The sequence below is a fragment of the Bradyrhizobium liaoningense genome, assembly GCF_018130825.1.
Classification (GTDB): domain Bacteria; phylum Pseudomonadota; class Alphaproteobacteria; order Rhizobiales; family Xanthobacteraceae; genus Bradyrhizobium; species Bradyrhizobium liaoningense_B.
In genome coordinates this window covers 328,491-353,931 of record NZ_JAFCJS010000001.1, presented here as the reverse complement: position 1 = coordinate 353,931, position 25,441 = coordinate 328,491, and the positions used below count along the sequence as shown (strand labels likewise).

Annotated in this window: 20 protein-coding genes and 1 pseudogene; 8 read left to right on the top strand and 13 right to left on the bottom strand. The window is 65.8% G+C overall.

The features are described from left to right. Positions 1-7: 7 nt before the first annotated feature. The 11 genes from dxr to JQ603_RS01675 form a co-directional block, all read right to left on the bottom strand. Complete coding sequence (gene dxr / locus JQ603_RS01725; RefSeq protein ID WP_212336037.1) at positions 8-1,231, bottom strand: 1-deoxy-D-xylulose-5-phosphate reductoisomerase; 1,224 nt, start codon at positions 1,229-1,231, stop codon at positions 8-10. Positions 1,232-1,235: 4 nt separating this feature from the next. Next, entirely contained in the window at positions 1,236-2,078 is an 843-nt protein-coding gene (locus JQ603_RS01720; protein WP_212336036.1) for a phosphatidate cytidylyltransferase, read from the bottom strand. Beyond that, a complete protein-coding gene (locus tag JQ603_RS01715) occupies positions 2,075-2,833 on the bottom strand; it encodes an isoprenyl transferase (RefSeq protein WP_212336035.1) in 759 nt (252 codons plus the stop codon). The genes JQ603_RS01720 and JQ603_RS01715 overlap by 4 nt, the downstream gene beginning before the upstream one ends. A 12-nt stretch (positions 2,834-2,845) precedes the next feature. Beyond that, positions 2,846-3,409, bottom strand: coding sequence for a ribosome recycling factor (frr, locus tag JQ603_RS01710; protein ID WP_057756077.1), 564 nt, complete (start codon positions 3,407-3,409; stop codon positions 2,846-2,848). A gap of 66 nt (positions 3,410-3,475) precedes the next feature. After that, a complete protein-coding gene (gene pyrH / locus JQ603_RS01705) occupies positions 3,476-4,192 on the bottom strand; it encodes a UMP kinase (protein ID WP_212336034.1) in 717 nt (238 codons plus the stop codon). 60 nt (positions 4,193-4,252) lie between these two features. Further along, positions 4,253-5,176 carry a translation elongation factor Ts gene (tsf, locus tag JQ603_RS01700; RefSeq protein WP_212336033.1) on the bottom strand — a complete coding sequence of 308 codons (924 nt, stop codon included), beginning with the start codon at positions 5,174-5,176 and terminating at the stop codon, positions 4,253-4,255. A 133-nt stretch (positions 5,177-5,309) separates the two neighbouring features. Continuing rightward, entirely contained in the window at positions 5,310-6,305 is a 996-nt protein-coding gene (locus JQ603_RS01695) for a 30S ribosomal protein S2 (protein ID WP_211411005.1), read from the bottom strand. Positions 6,306-6,517: 212 nt separating this feature from the next. Then, a complete protein-coding gene (locus JQ603_RS01690; protein ID WP_212336032.1) occupies positions 6,518-9,010 on the bottom strand; it encodes a caspase family protein in 2,493 nt (830 codons plus the stop codon). Positions 9,011-9,209: 199 nt separating this feature from the next. Continuing rightward, positions 9,210-9,983, bottom strand: coding sequence for a carbonic anhydrase (locus JQ603_RS01685; protein WP_212336031.1), 774 nt, complete (start codon positions 9,981-9,983; stop codon positions 9,210-9,212). A 329-nt stretch (positions 9,984-10,312) separates the two neighbouring features. After that, on the bottom strand, positions 10,313-13,816 hold the full coding sequence (gene dnaE / locus JQ603_RS01680) for a DNA polymerase III subunit alpha (protein WP_212336030.1): 3,504 nt from the start codon (positions 13,814-13,816) through the stop codon (positions 10,313-10,315). A gap of 457 nt (positions 13,817-14,273) precedes the next feature. Continuing rightward, positions 14,274-14,996, bottom strand: coding sequence for an outer membrane protein (locus JQ603_RS01675; RefSeq protein WP_212336029.1), 723 nt, complete (start codon positions 14,994-14,996; stop codon positions 14,274-14,276). A gap of 253 nt (positions 14,997-15,249) precedes the next feature. On the opposite strand from JQ603_RS01675, the gene JQ603_RS01670 reads away from it, so the two are divergent. The 4 genes from JQ603_RS01670 to JQ603_RS01655 all read left to right on the top strand — a co-directional run bounded on the left by JQ603_RS01670 (position 15,250) and on the right by JQ603_RS01655 (position 18,626). Further along, positions 15,250-15,558: a DUF3551 domain-containing protein gene (locus JQ603_RS01670; protein ID WP_212336028.1), complete on the top strand. Its 309-nt coding sequence runs from the start codon at positions 15,250-15,252 to the stop codon at positions 15,556-15,558. Between the two features lies 1 nt (position 15,559). Beyond that, positions 15,560-15,808, top strand: coding sequence for a DUF3551 domain-containing protein (locus tag JQ603_RS01665; RefSeq protein ID WP_212336027.1), 249 nt, complete (start codon positions 15,560-15,562; stop codon positions 15,806-15,808). A 161-nt stretch (positions 15,809-15,969) separates the two neighbouring features. Beyond that, positions 15,970-17,268, top strand: a complete 1,299-nt coding sequence (locus tag JQ603_RS01660; RefSeq protein WP_212336026.1) for an MFS transporter — start codon at positions 15,970-15,972, stop codon at positions 17,266-17,268. Positions 17,269-17,375: 107 nt separating this feature from the next. Further along, entirely contained in the window at positions 17,376-18,626 is a 1,251-nt protein-coding gene (locus JQ603_RS01655) for a hypothetical protein (RefSeq protein WP_212336025.1), read from the top strand. Between the two features lie 436 nt (positions 18,627-19,062). On the opposite strand, the gene JQ603_RS01650 is transcribed toward JQ603_RS01655, so the two are convergent. Then, on the bottom strand, positions 19,063-19,233 hold the full coding sequence (locus JQ603_RS01650) for a hypothetical protein (RefSeq protein ID WP_212336024.1): 171 nt from the start codon (positions 19,231-19,233) through the stop codon (positions 19,063-19,065). A 49-nt stretch (positions 19,234-19,282) separates the two neighbouring features. Continuing rightward, positions 19,283-19,687 carry a response regulator gene (locus JQ603_RS01645; protein ID WP_212338111.1) on the bottom strand — a complete coding sequence of 135 codons (405 nt, stop codon included), beginning with the start codon at positions 19,685-19,687 and terminating at the stop codon, positions 19,283-19,285. A gap of 75 nt (positions 19,688-19,762) precedes the next feature. On the opposite strand from JQ603_RS01645, the gene JQ603_RS01640 reads away from it, so the two are divergent. From JQ603_RS01640 to JQ603_RS01625, 4 genes and pseudogenes are all read left to right on the top strand, one after another. Next, positions 19,763-20,767 (top strand): chemotaxis protein CheB, encoded by a 1,005-nt coding sequence (locus JQ603_RS01640; protein WP_212336023.1) that lies wholly within the window; start codon positions 19,763-19,765, stop codon positions 20,765-20,767. A gap of 11 nt (positions 20,768-20,778) precedes the next feature. Then, positions 20,779-21,057, top strand: a complete 279-nt coding sequence (locus tag JQ603_RS01635) for a hypothetical protein (protein ID WP_212336022.1) — start codon at positions 20,779-20,781, stop codon at positions 21,055-21,057. Positions 21,058-21,223: 166 nt separating this feature from the next. After that, positions 21,224-24,391, top strand: a pseudogene (locus tag JQ603_RS01630) (CheR family methyltransferase). Continuing rightward, positions 24,388-25,137, top strand: a complete 750-nt coding sequence (locus JQ603_RS01625; RefSeq protein ID WP_212336021.1) for a Crp/Fnr family transcriptional regulator — start codon at positions 24,388-24,390, stop codon at positions 25,135-25,137. Before JQ603_RS01630 ends, JQ603_RS01625 begins: the two are co-directional and overlap by 4 nt. The last annotated feature ends 304 nt before the right edge of the window (positions 25,138-25,441 follow it).

The window sequence follows — 25,441 nt, the reverse complement described above, 5'->3', positions numbered from 1 at the left end:
GAACCAACTAGGATGCCTTTAAGGCAATTTGAGGCAATAGGGCGGCAGCTCTATTTCGAGCAACATGGTCAACAGAGATTGCATCATCGGCTGACGTCAGGGGCGCCTGGTTCCCGCCCCGGATCCAGTCATCCAGGGTCGCCTCGACCAGCCGGGCAATGGCGCCGAACCGGATCTTGCCGGCGATGAAGGCCGCGACCGCGACCTCGTTGGCGGCATTGTAGACCGTGGTGGCCCCCTTCCCGGTCCGCAGCGAATCGTAGGCCAGCCGCAGTCCCGGGAACCGCTCGAAGTCGGGCGCCTCGAAGGTGAGCTGGCCGATCTTGGCGAGGTCGAGCTTGGCGGCCGGGCCCTTGATGCGATCGGGCCAGCCGAGGCAGTGCGCGATCGGGGTGCGCATGTCGGGCGCGCCGAGCTGCGCCATCACCGAGCGGTCGGAAAACTCGACCATGCCGTGGATGATCGACTGCGGATGCACCAGCACGTCGATCTCGTCGGGCGAGAGCGCGAACAGATAGGACGCCTCGATCACCTCGAGGCCCTTGTTCATCATCGAGGCGGAATCGATCGTGATCTTCTGGCCCATGCTCCAGTTCGGATGCTTGAGCGCCTGTTCCAGCGTCGCCTGCTCGATATCGGCCGGCTTCCAGGTGCGGAACGGGCCGCCCGAGGCGGTGATGATGACACGGACCAGCTCGTCGCGATTGCCCGATGCCAATGCCTGGAACAGCGCATTGTGCTCGGAATCCGCAGGCAGGATGCAGGCGCCCGCTTTCGCCGCGCGCTGCATGAAGAAATCGCCGGCGCAGACGAGGCATTCCTTGTTGGCGAGCGCGACATGCGCGCCGCGATCGACTGCGGCGAGAGCCGGCTTCAGCCCGGCAGCGCCGCTGACGGCTGCCATCACCCAATCGGCGGGACGCGCGCCAGCCTCGATCACCGCGCTTTCACCGGCGCCGCATTCGGTGCTCGTTCCCGCAAGCAGAGCCTTGAGCTCGCCGAGCTTTGAGCTGTCCGCGATCGCCACGAAGCGGGCGTTGAATTCCTTCGCGAGCTTGGCCAGCGCCTCGACATTGCCGTTCGCCGTCAAGGCCTCGACGCGGTAGCGCTCGGGCGAGGCGCGCAGCAGATCCATCGTGCTGTCGCCGATCGAACCGGTCGCACCGAGGACTGTGACGCTGCGAATGTCGGACGCAGCAAGCCTGTTATTACGCAAGGGAACGGCGCTCATATCCTCACCAAACCATAAGACCGCTTCCGGCGCTATGCACACCGTGACGGAGAAAGCCGATAAACCAGGCCGCCAGGATGGCGGCAACAAAGCCGTCCAGGCGGTCCATAAGCCCGCCATGGCCGGGAATTAAGTGACTGGAATCCTTGACGCCGAACCGCCGCTTCACCGCGGATTCGAACAGGTCGCCGGCTTGCGACACCACCGAGAGCACGGCGCTGACGAGCAGCAGCGGGATCGCCTTCCCGACCCCGAAAGCCGCAAAGCCGGCGGCGACCGCAAGGCTGGCGGCAAAGCCGCCGAGGGCTCCGGCCCAGGTCTTCTTCGGGCTCACCCGCGGCCACAGCTTCGGTCCGCCAATGCCGCGGCCGGCGAAATAGCCGCCGATATCGGTCGCCCACACCACGAGCAGCACGAACATCAGTGCGGAGAAACCGTTGACGAGGTCCTTCCGCACCAGGATCGAGGCCAGCAGCGCCGCCGACGCATAGGCGAAGCCGGTGGCTGCCCATAAGAACTTGCCCCGCGCGATCAGCGTCACGATCGCACCGCCGATGAGGCCGGTGACGACGGAGGTCTTGAGCGCGCCAAAAGCGACGGCGGCTCCCATCATGGCGATGACGATCGTCCCTGCCCCGGTCAGCGCGGCCGATCCTGCGCCCACCACCATCAGCCATTCCGCGAACAGCCCGATCGAGACCAGGGTGACGAGAAGCGCCCACAGCCAGCCGCCGGCATAAGCGATCGCAATGGTCAGCGGCGCCAGCACCAGCGCCGCGAGGACGCGCAGCACGAGATTGCTCGGGGCAGGCTTGGCGCCCGCCGGTGCGGTGTCGGATTCGCTCACGAGGCGGTTTTCGCGACCAGGCCGCCGAAACGGCGCTCGCGCCTGGCAAATTCGGCGATCGCGCCCTCCAGCGCCGCCTTGTCGAAATCGGGCCAGTGGATCGGCACGAACACGAGCTCGCTATAGGCGGCCTGCCACATCAGGAAATTCGACAGGCGCTGCTCGCCGCTGGTGCGGATGATGAGATCGGGATCGGGAATGTCGGGCGCATCGAGATGCGCGCCGAGCGTCTCGGCATCGATCGTGGCAGGATCGCGCTTGCCTTCGGCAACCTCGCGCGCCAGCTTCTGCGCCGCCTTTGCGATCTCCTGCCGCGAGCCGTAGTTGAAGGCGACGACGAGCGTGAGGCGGGTGTTGTCGCGCGTCAGCTCCTCGGCCTCGTTGAGCAGCGCGCAGATATCGCTTTCGAGCCCGTCCCGCTCGCCGATGATGCGGACCTTGACGCCGTCGCGATGCAGACTCGCCAGATCGTTGCGGATGAAGCGGCGGAGCAGACCGAAGAGATCGCCGATCTCGCTCGCCGGACGCGACCAGTTCTCCGACGAGAAGGAGAAGATGGTGAGATAGCGGATGCCGAGCTCGTGCGAGGCGCGCACCACGCGGCGCAGGGCCTCGACGCCGCGGCGATGCCCCTCCGCACGCGGCAGGCCGCGCGCGGCCGCCCAACGCCCGTTGCCATCCATGATGATGGCGACATGCGCGGGCGCGTCGGACCGGTCAGGCCCTTCCGTTGCTGGCGCGGCGACGTCGGACATGAAGGCGATGCCTTAAACGGTGAGGATTTCTTTTTCCTTGGCGGCGAGCAGCTGGTCGATCTCGGCGATGGTGCCGTCGGTCGCCTTCTGCACCTCGTCGGCATGACGCTTCTGGTCGTCCTCCGACATCTCGTGATTCTTCTCGAGCTTCTTGAGGACGTCCAGACCGTCGCGGCGGACGTGGCGCGCGGCGACCTTGGCGGCTTCGGCGTATTTGTGCGCGACCTTCACCAGCTCCTTGCGGCGCTCCTCGTTGAGTTCGGGGATGCGCAGGCGCAGCACCTGGCCTTCGGTCGCGGGCGACAGGCCGAGATTGGAATCGACGATCGCCTTCTCGACCGCCTTGACCATTGACTTGTCCCAGACCTGCACCGAGATCAGGCGCGGCTCGGGCACGCTGACGGTGGCGAGCTGATTGAGCGGCATGTGGCTGCCATAAGCATCGACCTGAACGGGATCGAGCATCGAGGCCGACGCGCGCCCCGTGCGCAGACCGCCAAGCTCGTGCTTGAGCGAGGCGACGGCGCCCTGCATGCGGCGCTTCACTTCGTTGAGGTCGAAATTACCCGTGGCCATCACGTTTCTCCTTCAAAATCCCGGCGACCTCACCGTGCCTTCCCTTGAGGCACGGCAGCTGAGCCGTCAGCCGGCGACGATGGTTCCGTGGCCGACACCACGCAGAATCGCACCGATCGAGCCCGGCTCCGCGATCGAGAACACGATGATAGGCAGCGACGTCTCGCGGGCAAGCGCGAAGGCGGTCGCATCCATCACCTTGTAGCCGCCTTCGATCGCCTGCGAATGCGTCAGCCGGTCGAATCGCGTGGCGCTCGGATCCTTCTTCGGGTCGGCTGAGTAGACGCCATCGACATTGGTCGCCTTCAGGACCGCCTCCGCGCCGATCTCGGCGGCGCGCAGCACCGCGGTCGTATCGGTGGTGAAGAACGGGTTGCCAGTCCCGCCGCCGAGCAGCACGATCCGGCCTTCGGCGAGGTATTTGTGCGCCGCGGTACGGGTGAACAGCTCGGAAATCTCGGGCATGACGAAGGCCGACAGCGTCCGCGCCGGCGTGCCCTTGCGCTCGATCGCCGCTTCCAGCGCGAGGCAGTTCATCATGGTGGCGAGCATGCCCATGGTGTCGCCGGTGGTGCGCGAGACCCCGCGGGCCGAGACCTCGACGCCGCGGACCATGTTGCCGCCGCCGATCACGACCGCCACCTCGGTGCCGAGCTTGCGGGCGGCGATCAGATCGTCCGCAACCCGGTCCACGGTCGGCTGATCGATGCCAAACCCCTGCTGTCCCGCGAGATATTCGCCGGACAGCTTGATCACGACGCGACGATAGACCGGATCAGTCATGAGCACTTTCCTTGTCCGGGCGCCGCTTCCGGCGGCACGCCGGAAGGAACGTTCCGGCGCTTACTTCTTGCCGCTGGCCGCCGCGACCTCGGCTGCGAAGTCGCTTTCCTGTTTCTCGATTCCCTCACCGAGAGCATAGCGCACAAAGCCGGCGATCTTCACTGCACCGCCGACCTTGCCCTCGGCTTCCTTCACCGCCTGCGCCACCGACTTGCCGGTGTCGTGGATGAAGGCCTGCTCGAGCAGGCAGACTTCCTTGTAGTAGGTCTTCAGGCCGGACTCGACGATCTTCTCGATCACGTTCTCGGGCTTGCCCTGCTGACGATATTTGTCGGCGAGCACGTCCTTCTCGCGCTTGACCACCGCCGGATCGAGGCCGGACGGATCGAGCGCCAGCGGGTTGGCGGCGGCGACATGCATCGCGATCTGGCGGCCGAGCGCCGCGAGTTCGTCGGCCTTGCCGGGCGATTCCAGCGCAACGATCACGCCCATCTTGCCGGCGCCGTCGATGACCGCGCCGTGGACGTAGTGCGACACCACGCCCTGCTTCACCTCGAGGGCAGCAGCGCGACGCAGGGTCATGTTCTCGCCGATGGTGGCGATCGCATCATTGATGGCGGCTTCGATCGTGACGTCGCCGACCTTGGCGGCCTTGATCTTCTCGACGTCGGCACCGGCGTCGAACGCGACCTGGGCGATCATCTTGACGAGGCCCTGGAACTGGCCGTTGCGCGCGACGAAGTCGGTCTCGGAGTTGACCTCGACCACGACGCCCTTGGTGCCCTTGGTGAGCGCGCCGATCAGGCCCTCGGCCGCGACGCGGCCCGACTTCTTGGCGGCCTTCGACAGGCCCTTCTTGCGCAGCCAGTCCTGCGCCGCTTCCATGTCGCCATTGTTCTCGGTGAGCGCGGCCTTGCAGTCCATCATGCCCGCGCCGGTCGATTCGCGCAGGTCCTTGACCATCGCAGCTGTGATCGTTGCCATCGTTGAAAATCCTTTGTGCCTGCCGGTTTGCCGCGGCGTGGCATCCAATCGCCCCGCCGCGGTCCATCTCAGGGATTCGCGTCAACTGAAATGGTGGCCGGATCCTATCCGGCCAACCCATCGCTCTTTTTGACTATTCCGCTTCCGCGGTCAGCGCCTTGGCCTTGGCCACCCACGCATCCGCACGGCTCGGCAGACCGACTTCTTCGCCGATCGTGTGCGCGGTGTCGTGGTCGAGCTCGGCGAGCTGCCAGTAGTGGAAGATGCCGAGGTCGTTGAACTTTTTCTCGATCGCACCCGACACGCCCGGGAGCTTCTTGAGATCGTCGGCAGTGCCGCGGGGACCAGCGAGGCCCTGGAAGCCGCTCGAGGACGCCGCCGGCAGCTCTTCGGCGAGCGGACGAGCGGAAGCACCGATGTCGATGCCCGAATCGCCCTGGGCGCGCGAGATGCCGTCGATGGCCGCACGCGCGATCAGATCGCAATACAGCGAGATGGCGCGGCCGGCGTCGTCATTGCCGGGGACCACATAGGTGATGCCCTTCGGGTCCGAGTTGGTGTCGACGATCGCGGCGACCGGGATGTTGAGGCGCTGGGCCTCCTGGATCGCGATGTCTTCCTTGTTGGTGTCGATCACGAAGATCAGGTCGGGCAGACCGCCCATGTCCTTGATGCCGCCGAGCGAGCGGTCGAGCTTGTCGCGCTCGCGCTGAAGCGTGAGGCGCTCCTTCTTCGTGTAGGAATTGGCTTCGCCGCCCGAGAGCACGTCGTCGAGGTGACGCAGGCGCTTGATCGAGGCCGAGATCGTCTTCCAGTTGGTCAGCGTGCCGCCGAGCCAGCGCGAATTGACGAAATACTGCGCGCAGCGCTTGGCCGCGTCGGCAACGCCGTCCTGCGCCTGGCGCTTGGTGCCGACGAACAGGATGCGGCCGCCCTTGGCCACCGTGTCGCTGACGGCCTGGAGGGCCTGGTGCAGCATCGGCACGGTCTGGGCGAGATCGACGATGTGGATGTTGTTGCGGGTGCCGAAAATGAACGGAGCCATTTTCGGATTCCAGCGGTGAGACTGGTGACCAAAGTGCACGCCAGCTTCGAGCAGCTGACGCATAGTGAAATCGGGCAGTGCCATGTTTCTAATTCTCCGGTTGGTTCCTCCGGAAACGTGTGAGCAAAACGGAGCGTTCTCGCCCCGGTTGCCACCGGACGGCCTTGTGAGCCATGTTTCCGTGTGAGATGGCGCGCTCTATAGCGCAATTTCGGCCAGAAGCAAGGAAATAAGGGCCTTTCGGGGGCGGTTTTCGCCCGCGAAAGGCCCCTATTCCGTCAGTACCGCCGTACCATCTAGCACTTCGGCTGGTTGGGCGGACACTTCTTGGCGGCAGGCGGCGGGGCCGCCGGGCGTGGCGGAGGTGCCGCCGGACGCGGTGGGGCCACGGCCACCCGGGGCGGCGGCGGTGGTGGAGCCGGTCGGGCAACAGGCGGTGGCGGCGCGGGACGTGCCGCAGCGACCGGCGGCGGAGCGGGTCGCGGCGGCGGAGGCGCGGCTACCCGTGGCGGCGGAGGCGCAGCCACCCGTGGCGGCGGCGCGGACACATGCGGCGGAGGTGGCGGCGTTGGCCGCGCCACGGCCTGGGGCCGCGGCGGCGGTGCGACGGGTCTCGCGGCCTGCGGCGGAGCGGCCGATGGCCGATTCTGCGGCCTGATCGGCTCATGCCCAGCCGCGGGCGGCAGCGCAACCGGCTTTCCGGCCGCGGCCGGAGGTGTGCCGGGTGACTCCCGGGTTGCGGATTTGGCGCGATCGGCAGGCCCGGCTCCCGGCGGGGTCTGTGCCACCGGCGGCTTCGGCGGCTGGCCGGGCGCGGCAGGCGGGCTTGTCGTGGTGGGTGCAGCCGCCGCAGAGCCGGCGGCATTTGGTGCACCGGGATGAGCAGGCAGCGTCGTGCCGGGAACTGCAGCCGTCGGCGCCCCCGGATGAGCCGGCGGCGGCGCGCCGGGCGCAACGGCGGTCGGCGCGGGCCTGCCGTTCGGCAGCGGGCCAGCGCCGGCCGGCGGCGCAGGCGGACCGCCATGGGCCCCTGGCACCGGCAACGTGTTGGCCGCGGGCAGCCTGGCCTGTGGTGCAGCGTTCGGGGCCACACTTGGTGCGGCGGCGCCCGGCAAGGCGTTTGGGGCGACATGTGCCGGCGCCACCGGCGGCGCCCCGGGCCTCGCCGTCGGCTGGATCGTCGCGCTCGGCGGCAACGGCGCCTTGCCCTGCTGGATCAGGGCGGCGCGCTGCATCACCGCCTGCGGCACGGCGGGTGCCACCGGGTTGGCACGACCGGCAACCGCCGGCGCCAGATTGGCCGGACCAGCGCCGGCTCCGGCAGCTGGCGCCGGTGCCGGCGCCTGGTTGATCACGGTGTTGATGACCGTGGTGTTATGGATGTTGTTGAAGATGATGTTGTTCGGCGGCGGCGCGACATAGACCGGCGGCCGCACGAACACCGGGATCGGCACGAACACCGGCTGCGGCAGCACGAACAGGCCGACCACGGGCAGCGGCGGCGGCAGCACGACGAAATCCGGCGGCGGCGGCGGCAGATAGTAGACCGGTGGCGGCGGTGGCGGCGCGAAGCCGAAATCGGGGTCGCTGAAATACAGCACCGGGCGATCGACATAGACCACCTCCTCCGGCGGCGGTGGCGGCACGTCGTAATCGAGCATGGCGAAGCTCGGCGGCGGCTCGAGCGGCGCGGTCAGGATCGCAAGCCTGCGCCGTGCGTCGCCGGCATGAGGCCCGCGCGGATAGCGGTGCAGATACGACCAATAGGCTTCCGGCGTGTCGGTCCGATACGTGCGCCGCCAGGTGATTGCCTCGCGGCGCGCCGCGACGATCACCGTCACGCGCCTGGACATGGGATCGTTCGGATAGGCCGCGAGAAATTCCTCATAGGCCGGCAGCGTGTCGCGCGAGAGCGCGGCGGCATAGGCATCCTGCGCACCGAGATCGCGGATCGGCTTGCTCCGGATCGCAGCGACCTGGTCCGGTGCCGTCTCCGGCGGCGGCGCGTCGGGCCCGCGCTCGAAGAAGGAGAACGGCGCCGAGATCTTCTGCTCGTTCCAGGGCACCTGCGCCCCCTTGCTGGCCTCGTTGACGCGCAGGCGGACACGGTCGAAGACGTCGGGCAGCGCCAGGCCGCCGGTGCGGATCATCTCGGCGAGCGATTGCGCGTAGATGCCATAGGGTCCCGGCTCCTCCGGCGCCACCGTGCCGGGCGCGGCGTTGAACGCGATCAGCATGTTCGGATCGGGCTCGACCAGCGCCAGCCCGCTCGCGATCGGCTGGCCGCCCTCGATGAAGGGCTGCGCGCGGGCTGCGTCGAGCACGACGATGTTGGCCTTGAGCGGAATGGCCGCAAGCTGACGCGCATAGTCGCTGATGCGCAAGCCCTCAGTCGGAATGTCGGTATCGCGCGTGATGTTGGAATCGACCGGGATGAAATAATTCTCGCCGGCGAGCTGCACGCCGTAGCCGGCGAGATAGACCATCGCGACGGTGCCCGGGCCCGAGGCCTGCGCCTTCTGGACGAAATCGCGAAAGCTCTTGCGCAGCGTGTCGCCGTCGAGATCACGGGCGCCGACGACGTCGAAGCCCGCCGCCTGCAGCGTCTGCGCGATCAGGCCGGCATCGTTCGCAGTGGTTGCCAACGGCGACTTGGCATAGGCGCCGTTGCCGACAACGAGCGCGATGCGCTTTTCCTGCTGCTGCGCACGCACTGGCCCTGGACCGCCAGCGGCAAGGACCATGATCGGCAGGAGAAGGCAGATGAAGACTTTGAGCGTCCCACGCATGGCTTGTGCCCGCTTTTGTCGTTGAGGTGGCCATCGCACATCAGACGCGCGGCCAGCTGAATGGCGCTTGAACGAAAGGCTTGGATTGAGGCGGCGACATGGCGCCCGCCGCAGGTCAGGCGTCAACGTCGGCGCCCGCGTCAGACCCGCGTAAGCCTCGCGACGATGGAACGCCGCGAGGCCCGATAGTGCGCCTTAATTAGCCCTGCGCGATCAGGTCGACCGTTCCCGTCGTGAGCCGGTAGATGCCGCCGACGACCTTGAGCTTGCCCTGCTCCACGGCCCCGTTGAGGATCGGCGCGGCTGATTTCAGCTTTGCGACGTTGTCGATCACGTTCTGCCGGATCGCCTTGTCGAGGACATCCCCGCCGCCCTGCTGCATCGCAGCCTTTGCGGCGGGCGCGATCGCATCAATCAGCGAGGGAATGTGTCCCGGCGGCGACGTATTGTCCTTGATCGCCTTCAGCGTCGCATCAATCGCGCCGCAGGCATCATGGCCAAGCACGAGGATCAGCGGCGTGTTCAGCACCGCCACCGCATATTCCATGCTCGCGATGGTCTCGGTCCCGGCAAAGTTGCCCGCAACGCGACAGACGAAGAGGTCGCCGCGCCCCGTGTCGAAGGCATATTCCGGCGCGATGCGCGAGTCGGCGCAGCTCAGAACGGCCGCGAACGGGTTCTGGCCACCAACCAGCGCCTCGCGCTCATGCTTGAAATCGTGGCGCCGCGACACGCCCTCGACGTAGCGCGCATTGCCCGCCATCAGCCGCTTCAGCGCCGCGTCGGGCGCCAGCACGTTCTGCGGCTTGGGTGGCTGCTTGGTTTCCTTGGCCAAGGCGCGGTTGGCGAAAGCTCCGCCGGCGAAAGCCATGCCAAACGCAGCGGCGCCAAACAGCATCGCGGACCGCCGTGACGGCGCGATGTCTTCATGCAGAGATTGATGATGCAGAGATTCAGAGCACTTGTCACACATGTGATGTTTCCCCAGGTCAGGTGGACGAACGGAAGCATCGCGATGATAGGTGCGCCGATATGAAGAAATCACCAATTATAATTGACGCAACTTATGATTGCTGCACCGCGCGAACCATGCTGCTAAGCCGAAGCGACCGCTCGCCTCACGCGCAGCGACTGCGCAGACCTGCGCTCGCCCGCATATATTCGCGACCGGCTGCTAGGGCCTGATCCGAAAAAAACGCAGCAATTTTCCCTCGCGACAAAAAGCGGCACGCGTTTGTACGGAGCTCATGGTCCAATAACGATCCAAGGCACGACGACGATTCTTCCAAATCTCATCGCGCTCTACAGCTGCTGCACGTCCACGACGCCGGCGACCGCCTTGATCGCGCCGGCGATCTGCGGCGAGACCTTGAAGCGACCGGGCAGCTTCATCTCCACCTCGGTCTCGAGGTCGAGCATCAACACCAGCGAGACTTCGCCATCGCCGTTGGAGCGCGGCGCAATCCCCGGACTGCCGACCTTTGGCGCGGCGCCGTTCGACGCAGCTGCATCGGGGCCGGCGAGGCGCTTGGCGATCGAGTCCAGCGGCTTGGTGTCGCGCAGGAAGATGCGCAGGCCCTTCTGCGTCTTGGCCGCGGCATCGTCGAGCGGCTCGGCATGCAGCACGCGCGCGCGGACGTCCTCGCCCTGCAACTCGGCACCGAGCTGGAGCAGCACGGCGGCGCCCGGCTCCAGCACGTCACGATATTGCGCGAGCCCTTCGGAGAACAGCACCGCCTCGAAATGACCGGTCGGATCCGACAGGCCCATGATGCCCATTTTATTGCCGGTCTTGGTGCGGCGCTCCATACGCGACACAACTGTGGCCGCAACCTTGCCGGCGGTGGCGCCGGTCTTCACCGCGCGCGAGAACTCAGCCCAGCTCTGAACCCGCAGGCGCTTCAGCACGGTGGCGTAATCGTCGAGCGGATGGCCCGACAGGAAGAAGCCGATCGCGTCGTATTCGCGGCGCAGCCGTTCGGCCGGCAGCCACGGCTCGATCTGCGGCAGCATGATGGTCGGCGCATCCGCAGACATGCCGAACATGTCGTTCTGGCCGATCGTCTCGGCCTGATGCGCGCGCTGGCAGGCGGCCAGGATCGAGTCCGCCCCGGCGAAGACGCGGGCGCGGTTCGGCTCCAGCGTGTCGAAGGCGCCGGCGGCAGCCAGGCTTTCGATAATGCGCTTGTTGATCGCACGCGGATTGACGCGCGCGGCGAAGTCGGCGAGCGAGGTGAACACCCCACGCTTCGTCCGCTCCTCGATGATCTGCTCGATCGCCTGGATGCCAACGCCCTTCAGCGCAGCGAGCGCGTAGTAGATGACCTTGTCGCCGACCTCGAAGGTTGCGCCCGAGCGGTTGATGTTGGGCGGCTCGACCTTGATGCCGAGGCGCTGCGCCTCGGAGCGAAATTCGGAGAGCTTGTCCGTGTTGTTGAGATCGAGCGTCATCGACGCCGCGATGAACTCCACCGGATAATGCGCCTTCATGTAGGCGGTGTGGTAGGACACCAGCGCATAGGCCGCCGCGTGGCTCTTGTTGAAGCCGTAGTCGGCGAATTTTGCGAGCAATTCGAAGATGGTCTCGGCCTGCCCTTTCGGCACGCCGTTCTTCACCGCGCCCGCGACGAAGATGTCGCGCTGCTTGTCCATCTCGGCGCGGATCTTCTTGCCCATGGCGCGGCGCAAGAGGTCGGCGTCGCCGAGCGAATAGCCCGACATCACCTGCGCGATCTGCATCACCTGTTCCTGGTAGATGATGACGCCGAAGGTCTCCTTCAGGATCGGCTCGAGCACGGGATGCAGATATTCCGGCTCCTCGTCGCCGTGCTTGCGCGCGCAATAGGTCGGGATGTTCGCCATCGGGCCCGGCCGATAGAGCGCGACCAGCGCGATGATGTCCTCGAAGCGGTCGGGGCGCATGTCGACCAGCGCTCGCCGCATGCCCTGACTTTCAACCTGGAACACGCCGACCACCTCGCCGCGCGCCAGCATCTGGTAGCTTTCGGCATCGTCGATCGGCAGCGTCGCCAGGTCGACATGGATGTCGCGCGGCTTGAGCAGTTTGCACGCGACGTCGAGCACGGTCAGCGTCTTCAGGCCGAGGAAGTCGAACTTCACGAGGCCCGCGGGCTCGACCCATTTCATGTTGAACTGGGTCACCGGCATATCCGACTTCGGATCGCGGTACATCGGCACTAGCTCGCTGAGCGGGCGATCGCCGATCACGATGCCGGCCGCGTGCGTCGAGGCGTGGCGGGTCAGGCCTTCGAGGCGCTGCGCGATGTCAAAGGCGCGCGCCACCACCGGGTCTTCGTCGCGGAACGCCTGCAGCTTCGGCTCGCTCTCGATCGCAGCCGCCAGCGTCACCGGCGCGGCCGGATTCTGCGGCACCAGCTTCGTCAGCTTGTCGACCTGGCCGTAGGGCATCTGCAGCACGCGCCCGACGTCGCGCAGCACGCCGCGCGCCTGCAGCGTACCGAAGGTGATGATCTGCGCGACCTGGTCGCGGCCGTAGCGATCCTGCACGTACTTGATCACCTCGCCGCGGCGGTCCTGGCAGAAGTCGATGTCGAAGTCCGGCATCGAAACGCGTTCCGGGTTGAGGAAACGCTCGAACAGCAGGCCGAACTTGATCGGGTCGAGGTCGGTGATGGTCAGCGCCCACGCCACCAGCGAGCCTGCGCCGGAGCCGCGGCCCGGCCCGACCGGGATGCCGTGCGCCTTGGCCCATTTGATGAAGTCGGACACGATCAGGAAGTAGCCCGCGTACTTCATGCGCATGATGACGTCGAGCTCGAACGCCAGGCGCTTGTTGTAGTCTTCGTCCGTCGTGCCCTGCGACAGGCCGTGGACGCGCAGACGGTTGGCAAGCCCCTCCTCCGCCTGCCGCTTCAACTCGGCGGCTTCGACCGCGGCGGCGTCCGAGCTCGCCGCGGCGCCGACCGTGAAGAACGGCAGGATCGGCTTGCGCGTCATCGGGCGGAACGAGCAGCGCTCGGCGATCTCGACCGTGGACGCCAGCGCCTCCGGAATGTCGGCGAACAGCACCGCCATCTCGGCGCGGGTCTTGAAGCGGTGATCGGGGGTGAGCTGCACGCGATCGGTCTCGGCGATCAGCCGGCCGCCGGCGATGCACAGCAGTGCGTCATGCGCCTCGTAATCGTCGGTCGAAGCGAAGTACGGCTCGTTGGTCGCAACCAGCGGCAGGCCCTTCGCATAGGCGATGTCGATCAAGCCGCTTTCGACGCGCCGCTCCTTGTCGATGTTGTGGCGCTGCAGCTCGATGTAGAGCCGGTCGCCGAACAGATTGGCCAGACGCTCGCAGCGCGCCGCCGCAAGCTCGGCCATGCCGCCGGCAAGCGCCAGCGAGATCGGCCCGTCCGGACCGCCCGTGAGCGCGATCAGCCCCTCGGTCTCGCCGTCGAACCAGTCGAACTTGATGAACGGGGCATGGCTGTCGGGTGTTTCCAGGAACGCCCGCGAATTGAGCCGCATCAGGCTGCGATAGCCGCGCTCCTGCGCGGCCAAAAGCACCACGCGCGAGGGCCCCATCGCGTTGCGCGCGTTCGGGTCCTGATCGCCGAAATCGATCGCAAGCTCGCAGCCGACGATCGGCTGGATCCCGGAACCCGCCATCTTGTCGGAGAACTCCAGCGCCCCGAACAGATTGTCGGTGTCGGTCAGCGCCAGCGCGGGCTGGTGGTCTTTCTTGGCAAGCTCGGCGAGCTTGGCGATCTTGATCGAGCCCTTGAGCAGCGAATAGGCCGAGTGAACGTGAAGGTGGACAAATCCGGCGCTCGGCATGGTCGCGTGACGGCCTCTTGCAGATGAGATGGAGCGGTCGCCGGCTCCTCAAGGCATCATGCACCCGTGCGGCCGACTCGCATCACAATGGTGGGGTCTCACAGCCTCAGAGTCCACGCCGGAGCGGCCGCTTCGCCGCGTCGTCCCGCTTTTCCCCAGCCGAGCCTGTCCTGGAGCTGCGGAATCAGAGCTGCGGTATGACCTGGGCCCAGATCGCGATCATCCCGACGAACAGCGTGATGGACGCCAGTGCAGCCGCCTCTTCCACGAAAATCCTGAACATGGTCTCGCTCCCTTGCTAGAACGTATGAAGAACATTGTTCTCATTTCGTTCACGGGAGTCAAGCGGTCTCGGCGACCTCGAAATGCGATGGTTAACTCGCTGAATTCACGCAACAAAAAAGCCCCGGCCGACGGCCGGGGCTTTCGACAACCGCTTCTTGCGAAGCGATCGGTATCAGTAACGGCCGAGGATCGGGCCGCCGAACTTGTAGTTCAGGCGGACGAGGCCCATGTCGACGTCCTGACGGATGCGCTCGGTGCCGGCGAAGCCAGCAAAGGTGACGTCCTTGTCCGACAGGAAGATGTGGTTGTACTCGACGCCAACCGACCAGTTCGGCGCAAAGCCGTACTCGAGGCCGGCACCGACCGTGCCACCCCAACGGGTGTCGCTGGTCGAGGAGAGGAGCGCACCGGCCGTGCTGGAGATCTCGTACTTGTCGCTGACCACAGCGGCACCGCCCTTGACGTAGATCAGGACGTTGTTCCAGGCGTAGCCGACCTGGCCGGTGATCAGACCGAACGCGTCGATCTTGGTGCGGTTGCGGGTGGCGAACAGCGCGCTCTGATTGTCGCCCGAGAAGTCGGCCCAGTTGCCCTGGCCTTCAACGCCGAACACCCACTGGCCCGACTGCCAGCGATAGCCGATCTGGCCACCGACCGTGCCGCCGGTCGCATCGTGCGAGCCTTCGCGACCAACGCCAACGAAATCCCAGGTCGCGTGCGACGAACCACCGCCGCCGTTGATGCCGATGTAGAAGCCGCTCCAGTCGTAGATCGTAGCGATCGCGGCAGGCGGCGCCTTGGTGTACGGACGCGCCGCGAGATCGGCAGCCAGCGCCGGTGCAGCTGCGCTGAGCGCGACGAGGCTCACAGCGGCAAGCAACAAATTCTTCTTCATTTCAATCCCGTTCCAGTTTCGTCGTTAGGCCCCCTGGCCGTGTCGTGGTCATAACAGCGATCGATGGAATTGCTGTAACCTCGACGCAACAGTTCACGCCAAAGGCCCGCGCTTCATTAATGAAGATTTATCAGAGCGCACTGGAAACCCTTTGAAACAAGTGTTTTCGAGAGTTCCAATGTCGACGAGACGAGATAAACTGCACGCGCGCGTAACATCGTCGCGCGCACAATTGTGTGATTGGAGATTTCAAATGCGCGCACGAATTACTCTCCCCATTGTCGCCACACTTTCGCTCGCAATCGCCACATTCACGCTCACGCTGAACGCAAGCACGCCTGCACGCGCATTCGGTACGCATCACGCATTCTGCCTCACGGGCGATGAGTGGCCGGGACTGAGCAATTGCAGGTTCGATACTTACGCGCAGTGTCAGGCGAGCGCATCGGGCCGCGCGCTGACCTGCATCGCCAATCCCTATTTCGGGGGACAGAGTGATGATCCCTACGCCTATCAGAATCGTCCGCGCACGCTGGCGCCGGGCTATTTGTTGTCGCGCTGAGATGCGCAGCGCCTGGCTTGCGCTCGTTGCGACCGGCACACTCTTCGTGAGTGCGCAGGCGCGTGCGCAGACCTATGATCCCAGCTATCCCGTCTGCATGCAGATCTACGGCCAGGTGGGCTATTTCGATTGCCGCTACACCTCGCTCGAGCAATGCAGATTTCTCGCCGTCGGGCGTTCGGCGAGCTGCGTTGCGAATCCTTACTTTTCGCAGCGGAGACCTGCTCCGCGGTCGAAGCGCCCCGGCTAGTTCTCGGCACACGCAAATCGGGACGCTGATATGCGGCTTGCCGTGCGCTCGGCCTTAAGTGTTGACGCAGACTGATCCGGGTTTAAGTACGACGGACAAATCTTGCAGGGATGGCGACGTTCGCTGGGCTGGTTCCCATTGACGCCACCGATGCAGGACTCATGACGATCTCGCCTCACGCGACCTCGCCCCGCGCTAATCCCCCTCACCTCGCCATCGTCCTGATCTCGCTCGCGATGGGCGGCTTTGCGATCGGGACCACCGAATTCGCGTCGATGAGCCTGCTGCCGTTCTTCGCCGCCGACCTCCACGTCGACGAGCCGACCGCAGGGCACGCGATCAGTGCTTACGCACTCGGCGTCGTGCTGGGCGCGCCGCTGATCGCGGTGCTCGGTGCGCGGTTCGCGCGGCGCACGCAGCTGCTCGCCCTGATGGCCGTGTTTGCGCTCGGCAACGCGCTCACTGCGCTCGCACCCGGCTTCGGCTGGATGATCGCGGCACGCTTCCTCTCGGGGCTGCCACACGGCGCCTATTTCGGCATCGCCGCGCTGGTCGCGGCTTCGCTTGTTCCGCAACAGCGGCGCTCGCAGGCGATCGGCCAGGTCATGCTTGGCCTGACCTGCGCCACCATCATCGGCGTACCGCTGGCCAATCTGATCGGCCAGGCGGTCGGCTGGCGCGCGAGTTTCGGTCTCGTGTCGGTGCTGGCGCTGCTCACGGTGCTGCTGTGCGCCCTGTTCGCGCCGCGTGACCGGGCGGGCAGGTCCGATCCGCTACGCGAGCTCGCCGCCCTCAGAAGCGGCCGCGTCTGGATCACGCTGGCGATCGGCGCCATCGGCTTCGGCGGCATGTTCGCCGTCTACACCTATCTTGCGACGACGCTGATCGAGGTCACCAAGGTCAGTGCCACGACCATTCCGTTCTTCCTCGCCATATTCGGTGTCGGCGCCACGCTCGGCAATCTGTTCGTGCCGCGCTTTGCCGACCGCGCCTTGATGCCGACGGCGGGCGTCATCCTGCTGTTTGCCGCGGTCGCGCTGCTGGTCTTCCCGCTTGCCGCCGCCAATCCCTGGCTCCTGGCCGCAGACGTCTTCGCCATCGGCGCCAGCGTCTCGCTCGGCGCGATCCTCCAGACGCGGCTGATGGACGTCGCCGGCGACGCGCAGGCGCTCGCGGCCGCGCTGAACCATTCGGCCTTCAACACCGCCAACGCGCTCGGCCCTTTCCTCGGCGGCCTTGCGATCCGTGCGGGGTTGGGCTGGACCTCCACCGGTCCCGTCGGCGCTGCATTGGCGCTTCTCGGTTTGCTGATCTGGGCCGTCGCCCGGCGCGATGCCGGGTCTGCGCCAGTCAGCATCAACGCGAAAAGTCCCGCCGCGGCATCGGACGACGCTCCCGCGCGATCGGCGCCGCACTATCGAAACCGCTCCGCTGCTGCTCACGAGGATCCGGTGGCGTGACCTGCGGCCTGCGGAAATAAACGCCAATCGGAGCGCCACCGCAAGTTGTGCAATCGGAAAGCGTCGTATAGCGTCAGGACCGGCATCACCGCATAGTCGATCGTTTCATGCTCGTCCGTATCCTGCTTGTCGTCGCCGCGCTGTCGCTTCCCGGCGCATTGCGCGCCGAAACGGCGTCGGAGAAAGCCGGATTTGCGTCCAAGCTGACGATCTATCTTGCCAAGGGGGCGGCCGATGCGTGCGGGCCGGGCTGCGATCGCTGGATCGCCATCGAAGGCGAGATCGATGCGGACGCCGCCCCACGCATTCGCCGCTTCCTCGCCGCCGTCAAGGACACGCAGCGCCCGATCTATCTCTATTCACCCGGCGGGAATGTGGAGCAGTCCTATGCGATCGCACGGTTGCTGCGCAGCCGCAAGGCGATCGCCCGGGTCGGCCGCACCCTTGTGACGGCATGCGCCGCAGACACGCAGGTGGACGCCGCCTGCCTGAAGGTGAAGAACGCAAGCGGCGAGGTCGAGGCAGAGCTCACCACCCGCAAGGCCATGTGCAACTCGGCCTGCGGTTACCTCTTCCTCGGAGCGACATCCCGCGAGGTGGCCCCCGACGCCGTGGTGGCGGTCCATAATTCCAGGCTGGTGCTGCGCTTTCGGGGAAATCCTCCGCCGCAGATCGTCGCCGAGGCGAGGCAGCGCCGAATTGCGAGCGCCGAGCGCGACCGCATTGCGTTCATCGCGTCGATGGGGATCAGCCGCGAGCTCGATGCTCTCATCCAGACCGTGAAGTTCGAGAACCTTCACGTGCTGACCCGGACCGAGCTCTATCGTTTCGGGATCGACACGCGACCGCTCGCCGAGACGATGTGGAAACTGGAGAAGGACGCACGACCGTTCGTCCGCAAGATCGCGGTGCTGAAGAAGAACGACTCTTCGTTCCGGACCATGGAGTGGCGCCTGTCGTGCGAAAGCAGGGCGCGCGTGCCGCTGTGGTTCGCAGCCGAGATCGACGAGGCCTCCAGCGGCAAGAGCACGATCCTGATGACGGCGGACGCCGCCGCGGACAAGGAGGCCGGAGGGCCACCGCTGCGATCGGGCAAGTACGAGGTCTGGCGCGGCAGCATCGACACCGACATGGTCAAGGCGATCCTGGCCTCCCGCTCCCTCCATGTCCGCGAAACCACGACGATGCCCGACGACAAGACGGACATGACGAAATTCGACATCGACCTGACGGGCCTCGCGCCGGCGTGGACGCAACTCAAGTCATCCTGCGCGTTGTCGGCGCTCAGCCCGATCAGCCCCTGGCCGGCCACGGTGCCGAACGCCGGCACGACCCCTCCGGCTGCAGTGGCGCCGTAAGCCCAGCTTCGCTTGGACGCAGGGCCGGCCCGCTCAGAAAGCGACGAGCGATTCACATAGCCTAATGCGCACCGCGCGGCAAAACGTCAAAATCGTGTCCGGGATGAGGGCAACACGATGACGATGGATCGGGTCGAACGGGCTTTCATCGCGACAGCGATGCTGGGTTTCCTGGTGATGCTGGGAGCGATCATATGGATGATGGTGGCTTGACGGACTCCTCGTTGCGCCAAGCCGTGTCGCAAGGCTTGTTGCAAGCCTTGCCCTATCTCGGGATAGCTCTCTGCATTGCCGTGGCCATGTGGCTGACCTGGAGCCGCCTGCTCTAAGCATGATCCGGACCCGAAGGGCCGCGTTAGCGCAAAGTGCGAAGCGGTTTTCCGAGTGGATCATGCTCAAACAACAACTGAAGCGCGATGACGCTTCACATCGCGCTTCAGGCTGGATCGCCCTGCCCGCGAACCGGTTCAACCCCAACCAGTTCATCGCGGACACGCTGCGCCCTTGCGATGTGCTCGCTGTTGCGCAGTATCTCGAGGGCATCGCGAACCAGTTCGCGCGAAAAGGCCAGGAGCTGCGCGTCGTCCGCGCGGACGGTGTAGATCATTCGAACCTCACTCGGATCGTGTGCGGGCTGCGCCAGGTGCGACGCTGGCTCACGCCTTCGGCTTCCCGATCAGGCCGGCCAGGCGGCGGACCATCGCTGCGATGTCGATCGGCTTTTCCAACAGCACCACGTCTTGAAATTGTGGAGCAATGCTGACCCTGTCGTAGCCGGTCGTGAATACGAACGGCACCTGGCGCGCCCTGAGCTCCTGCGCAATCGGGAAAACCATCTCGCTACGAATGTTCACGTCGAGCACTGCGCCGTCGAGAATACCGCCGTCGTTGATGATCGGGAGCGCATCGTCGAGCTCGCCGACCGGACCGGCAATTTCCGCACCCGCCGACCGCAGCGCGCGGCTGATGTCGTCGGCCAGGAAATACTCGTCCTCGACCACGAGGATGCGACGTCCCGACAAGGGGGCATGCCTGCGCGACAATGTTGGCGATAGCGCCATGTTTCCTCCAGCACGGATAGGAACATAGGCCTCAAGGCCGTCTTGGTGCAAACAAAGCATTGAATGGCGGGTTCCATGAGCAACCGCGACATCATCGTCATCGGCGGCTCCTCCGGGGCCACGGCGCCGCTGAAGCAGATTCTGGCGGGTTTGCATCCGAATGTTCCGGCAGCCGTCTTTATCGTCCTCCACCTTCCCATGCAGGGCATCGGTATCCTGTCCACTGTCGCCGCTTCCGCCGGCAGGCTCCCGGTGCATCAGGCCGTCGACGGCATGAAGTTCGAGCGCGGCCACGTCTATCTCGGCGCTCCCGACCATCATTTGCTGCTGTCAGGCGATCGTATTCGGCTCGGGCGCGGCCCGCGCGAGAACATGGTGCGGCCGGCGATTGACCCGCTGTTCCGCTCGGCCGCGCTCCACCACGGCCCACGCGTGATCGGAGTGGTGCTGAGTGGATTGCTTTCGGACGGCGCCGCCGGCCTCAACGCGATCAAGCGCTGCGGCGGGATCGCGATCGTGCAGGATCCAGTGGAGGCGATCGCGGCGGAGATGCCGCAGCGCGCCCTGGAAGCGACCACGGCCGATCTTTGCGTGCCAGCCGCGCGGCTCGGCGACGTCCTCTCCGATCTCGCCCGGGAACCGCCGGGCCTCGCGCCTCCGATCGCCCCGGATATCCGCCTGGAGGTGGAGATCGCCGCGGGTGAAAGAATTGGCTCCGCGATCCTGGCAGACATCGCCGATCCGGCGGCGCTGACCTGCCCCGGTTGCGGCGGGGTTCTCTCTCAGGTGAAGGAAGCGCGTCCCATGAGGTTTCGCTGCCAGGTCGGCCACGCCTACACGGCCGATGCGCTCGCCAAGGAGCAGGAAGGACAAGTCGACGAAGCCCTGCGCGTCGCGCTCCGGATCATCGAGGAGCGGGCCGAGCTGGTGCAGCGCATGGCCGCGGACGGCCGCCGCAGCGGCAGGCCGGCAGTGGCCGAAATGTACCAGCAGCGCGCGGCCGAGTATCGCGAATATGCCGACATGATCCGGCGCGTCGTGTTACAATCGCTCGATCCTCCCATCCAGCGAGGGAAGTGAGAAGCGCCGCCATGGCAGCATCCCTTACCGAGCGTACCCGGCAACTCCGCGACGAGCAGCGGCTTCTGAAGAAAGCCGATCTCGACATCGAGGAAGGCTTGCAGCGCGTCCGCAGGCAAGAGGATCGGGTGCGGGAGTTGCAGGCCGGCGGATACGATTGCCGGCAGGCGGAACGGCTGGTGGAGCTCCTCAAGCAGACCCTGGTGGAATGGGAGCGGCATCGCACCCTGATCATTCAGAGGGTGAATTACCTCCAGGAGGAGGTCGATCCGGTGCCGCCGATCACCTAGCGCAGGGCATGGTCCGCGCTGCCCTGCCGAGGCCCACGCCTCCCCGGATCCGGGCTCTCGGTCAACGCAGAACGTTTCCCGCTTTTAGCTGTTGGGATAACATCGATTTCTGCTATTTGCAGAAACCGGAATCCGTTGGTCCCGGGCAACGAGAGTAGCGGCGATCATGGACGAAGTCGGCAAGACGGCGGGGGAGCCGGAGCCTCAAGCCAAGGCCCCGTTGGTCATCGGCGTGGGGGCATCGGCCGGTGCAATCGACAGCATCGAGCGGTTCTTCGCCAAGCTGACATTGGGCGACGACCAGGCCGTCGTCCTGGTCCTCCAGAATGCCGAGGCGCTCGGCGACGGGCGGTTGCGCGGCCTCGTCCAGCGCGCCGATGGCGCGCGTCTTGCCGACATCCACGATGCGATGGCGGTCGAAGGCGGCGTCATCTATCTCAGTCCCGCGGCCAAGATCACCACGATCCAGGACGGGCGCTTTGCGGTTCGCAAGGCCGAACAGGGCCCGGGCGAGCGGGCCACCATCGACAGCTTCCTGGTGTCGCTCGCCGAAGAGCGTGCCGAGCAATCCATCGGCGTTCTCTTGAACGGGACCGGCGGCGACGGCACGCTCGGCGCGGCCACGCTGAAGGACCACGGCGGCCTCGCCATTGCGGAAAGATTGGCTGGCGACGAATCGTCCGACCATCTGGTCGACAGCAGCAGACCGGCGGCGATCGCAGATTACGTCCTGCCGCCCGAGGACATCCCGGAGCACATCCAGGTCTATGCCCGCCATCTCCGGCGGCTCGAAGAGAAGCAGGGATTCGACGAGGTCCTGGCCGCGGCGGCGAGCTCGCTGTCGCGCATCGCCGATATTCTGCGCAACAAGACCGGCAACGATTTCCACGGCTACAAGCAGAACACCTTCCTGCGCCGCGTGCAGCGGCGCATGCAGGTCGTGCAGATCGAAGAGATCACCGCCTATGTCGACTTCCTGCGCACCGACAAGGACGAGGCCCAGAATCTCTTCAACGATCTTCTGATCGGCGTCACCGAGTTCTTCCGCGACAAGCGCGAGTTCGAAGTGTTCGAGACGCAGATCATCCCGAAGATCTTCGAGGGCAAGGCAAACGGCCAGCAGGTTCGCGTCTGGGTGCTGGGCTGCGCCACCGGCGAGGAGGCCTATTCGATCGGCATCCTGCTGCGCGAACACATGGCCACGCTCGACTCCACTCCTCAGGTCCAGATCTTCGCGACCGACATCGACGGCCGCGCGCTCGCAACCGCCCGCGTCGGGCGCTACCGCACCAATATCGAGCAGGACATGTCTCCCGAGCGCCTGGCGCGCTGGTTCGTGCGCGAGGGCGACACCTATTGCGTGGTGAAGGAATTGCGGGAGATGTGCATCTTCTCCCAGCACAACGTGATCAAGGATGCCCCGTTCTCCAAGCTCGATCTCGTCTCCTGCCGCAACCTGCTGATCTACCTCAACGCAGAGCTTCAGAACCGGGTGATCCCGCTGTTCCATTTCGCGCTGCTGCCCGAGCGCTTCCTGTTCCTCGGCAACTCCGAGAACGTGACCCGGCACCCGAAGCTGTTTGCGCCGATCGATCGCCGCGCCCGCATCTTCAGGAAGCTCGATACCGGCACGCGGCTGCCGCCGGAATTTCCGATCTCGACCTCGGCCGGGCGTACGCCGGTCGAGGTGCCGCCGGTCCGCTCGTTCGGGCCGGACGTCGGCCTCGAACGCCGCGCCCAGCGCATCGCCGAGCGCTATGCGCCAGCTTACGTGATTACGGACGACAATTTCCAGATCCTGCACTTCTCCGGCCGCACCGGACGCTACATCGAGCCGACCGCGGGGGCGGCCTCGCTCGACCTGCTCCAGCTGGTGCATCGCGATCTCAGGCTGGAATTGCGCACTGCCCTCTCCCGCGCCTCGGAGACCAACGAATCCGCCCATGCCGAGCAGGTTCAGCTCGGCGTCAACGGCCATCGCGTGCTCGTCGACATCACCGTCGAGCCGATCCTGGAGGGCGCCGGCGGCCATCGCAACTTCATCGTCCTGTTCAAGGACGGACCGGCGCGCGCCGCCGATGTCCCCGAGAACAATCCCGGCGCGCTGGTGCGGACCGAGCATGTCGAACGTCTCGAGGGCGAATTGCGGGCGACCCGCGAACGCCTCCAGGCGACGATCGAAGAGCTCGAAAGCACCAACGAAGAGCTGAAATCCTCGAACGAGGAATATCAGTCGCTCAATGAAGAGCTGCAATCCGCCAACGAGGAGCTGGAGACCTCGCGCGAGGAGCTGCAATCGGTCAACGAGGAACTGACCACCGTCAACGGCGAACTGGCGCACCGGGTTCAGGAGCTGACCCGCGCCACCAGCGACCTCAAGAACTTCCTCGAAAGCACGCAGATCGCGACCGTCTTCCTCGACAACGATCTGCGCGTGATGAACTTCACCCCCGCGATCACGCACATCCTGCACCTGGTCGAGACCGATGTCGGCCGCCCGATCGCCCACATCAAGGCCCGCATTCCGATCGAGGAGCTCTACGACGACGTGCGCCGCGTGCTGCGCACGCTCGCCAGCGCCGAACGCGAGCTGACCGCGCCCGACAGCGGCACGCGCTATATCGTCCGCATCCTGCCCTATCGCAGCATCGACAATTTCATCGCCGGCGTCGTGATCAACTTCATCGACGTCACCGCGATCACACGCGCAGAGGAGCGGCAGCGCCTTCTCGCCGAGCTTCAGCACCGCGTTCGCAATACGCTGGGCGTGGTGCGGTCGATCGCGCGCCGCTCCGCGGAGACGAGCTCCACAGTCGAGGAATATTCCGCCCATCTCGACGGGCGCCTCAATGCCTTCGCGCGCACCTAGGCGCTCGTGACGCGGGATCCGGAGGGCGGCGTCGATCTCGAATATCTGGTGATCGAGGAGCTGCTGGCCTATAATGCCCACGAGGGCGAGCAGGTTCGCGCGTCCGGGCCGGCGGTCCGTTTCCAGCCGAAGGCAGCGGAGACGTTTGCGCTCGCAATCCACGAGCTTGCGACCAATGCGCTCAAATACGGCGCGTTGAGTCAACCGGGCGGTCGGCTCGAAATCTCGTGGCGTATCGACGGGGCGGTCGAGCTCCCGCAACTGCTGTTCGAATGGCGTGAGCGCGGCGGTCCGGCGGTGACACCACCGCCGCGCAAGGGTTTTGGCACCGAGCTTCTGGAACGCACCCTTGCGTTCGAGTTGAAGGGGCAGACGACCATGTCGTTCAACGCGTCCGGCCTGATGTGCTTGATCGCGATCCCCCTGACGACGCGCACCTTCCATACGCCGTCGCTGGAGGAATGATGCGCTCTCACGGGACCGATGGCGGTGTGGCGCAGGCGGTCCTCCGCCGCTTCAACGCCTTGCGCCCGCTGTCCGATGAGGACGCCGCTGCGCTGGAACATGCCATTCCCGAGGGTTTGTTGCGTGCCGGGCCGGGCGAGGACCTGATCGCCGAAGGCGATCCCGTCGACAGCGTCCGCCTCGTTCTCTCGGGCTGGATGTTCCGCCACAAGACGCTGGAGGACGGACGTCGGCAGATCGTCAATTTCATCCTGCCGGGCGAGACCTGCGACGCCCACGCCTATCTGCTGTCCACCATGGATCATGCGATTACGACGGCGACGCCGGTTGCCTATGCCGAGATCAAGCGCGCGCGCTTCGAACTGCTGATGGCGGCTCACCGTACGCTGGCCGAAGCCTTCATGTGCGAGACGCTGCTGAACAGCGCGATCCAGCGCGAGTGGGTCATCAACCTCGGCCGGCGGGCAGCCTTCGAGCGGGTAGCCCATCTGTTCTGCGAAATCTTCGAACGGCTTCGCCCCGTGGGCCTCGTCGACGGCAATTCCTGCGCGCTTCCGGTGACCCAGACCGATCTGGCCGACGCGACCGGCCTGTCGGTGGTTCATGCCAACCGCACGATCCAGGAATTGCGCGCGTCCGGCCTGATCGTCCTGAAGGACCGGACCCTGACGATCAGAGATCTCGAAGCGCTCAAGAATGCGGCGATGTACTCGCCGGGCTATCTTCGGCTCTATCGGGCGAAGTGAACGATCCTACGACCGGCGACTTCAATACGGCGGCTCAAGACGTCCCCCGATGATCCGACAGCAGCACTGCCTGACCTTGTTTAATCGAATTTCGCACTGCCCCCTATCAGTTCTGACTGGAACGAGTTTGCTGCCCGTTAGCTTATGTTAAAGCGGACGCATCGAGGGGAGCTTCGCGCGATGAAGCCGATGCGAAGCGCTGACGCCTTCAGGCGGAACAGTGCCGCTGATTGACGGCGGAGCGCTCGATCCGCTCGCTTACGACGCATGCTGGCAGCTTGCTGCCGAATGGCACAGAACGGCC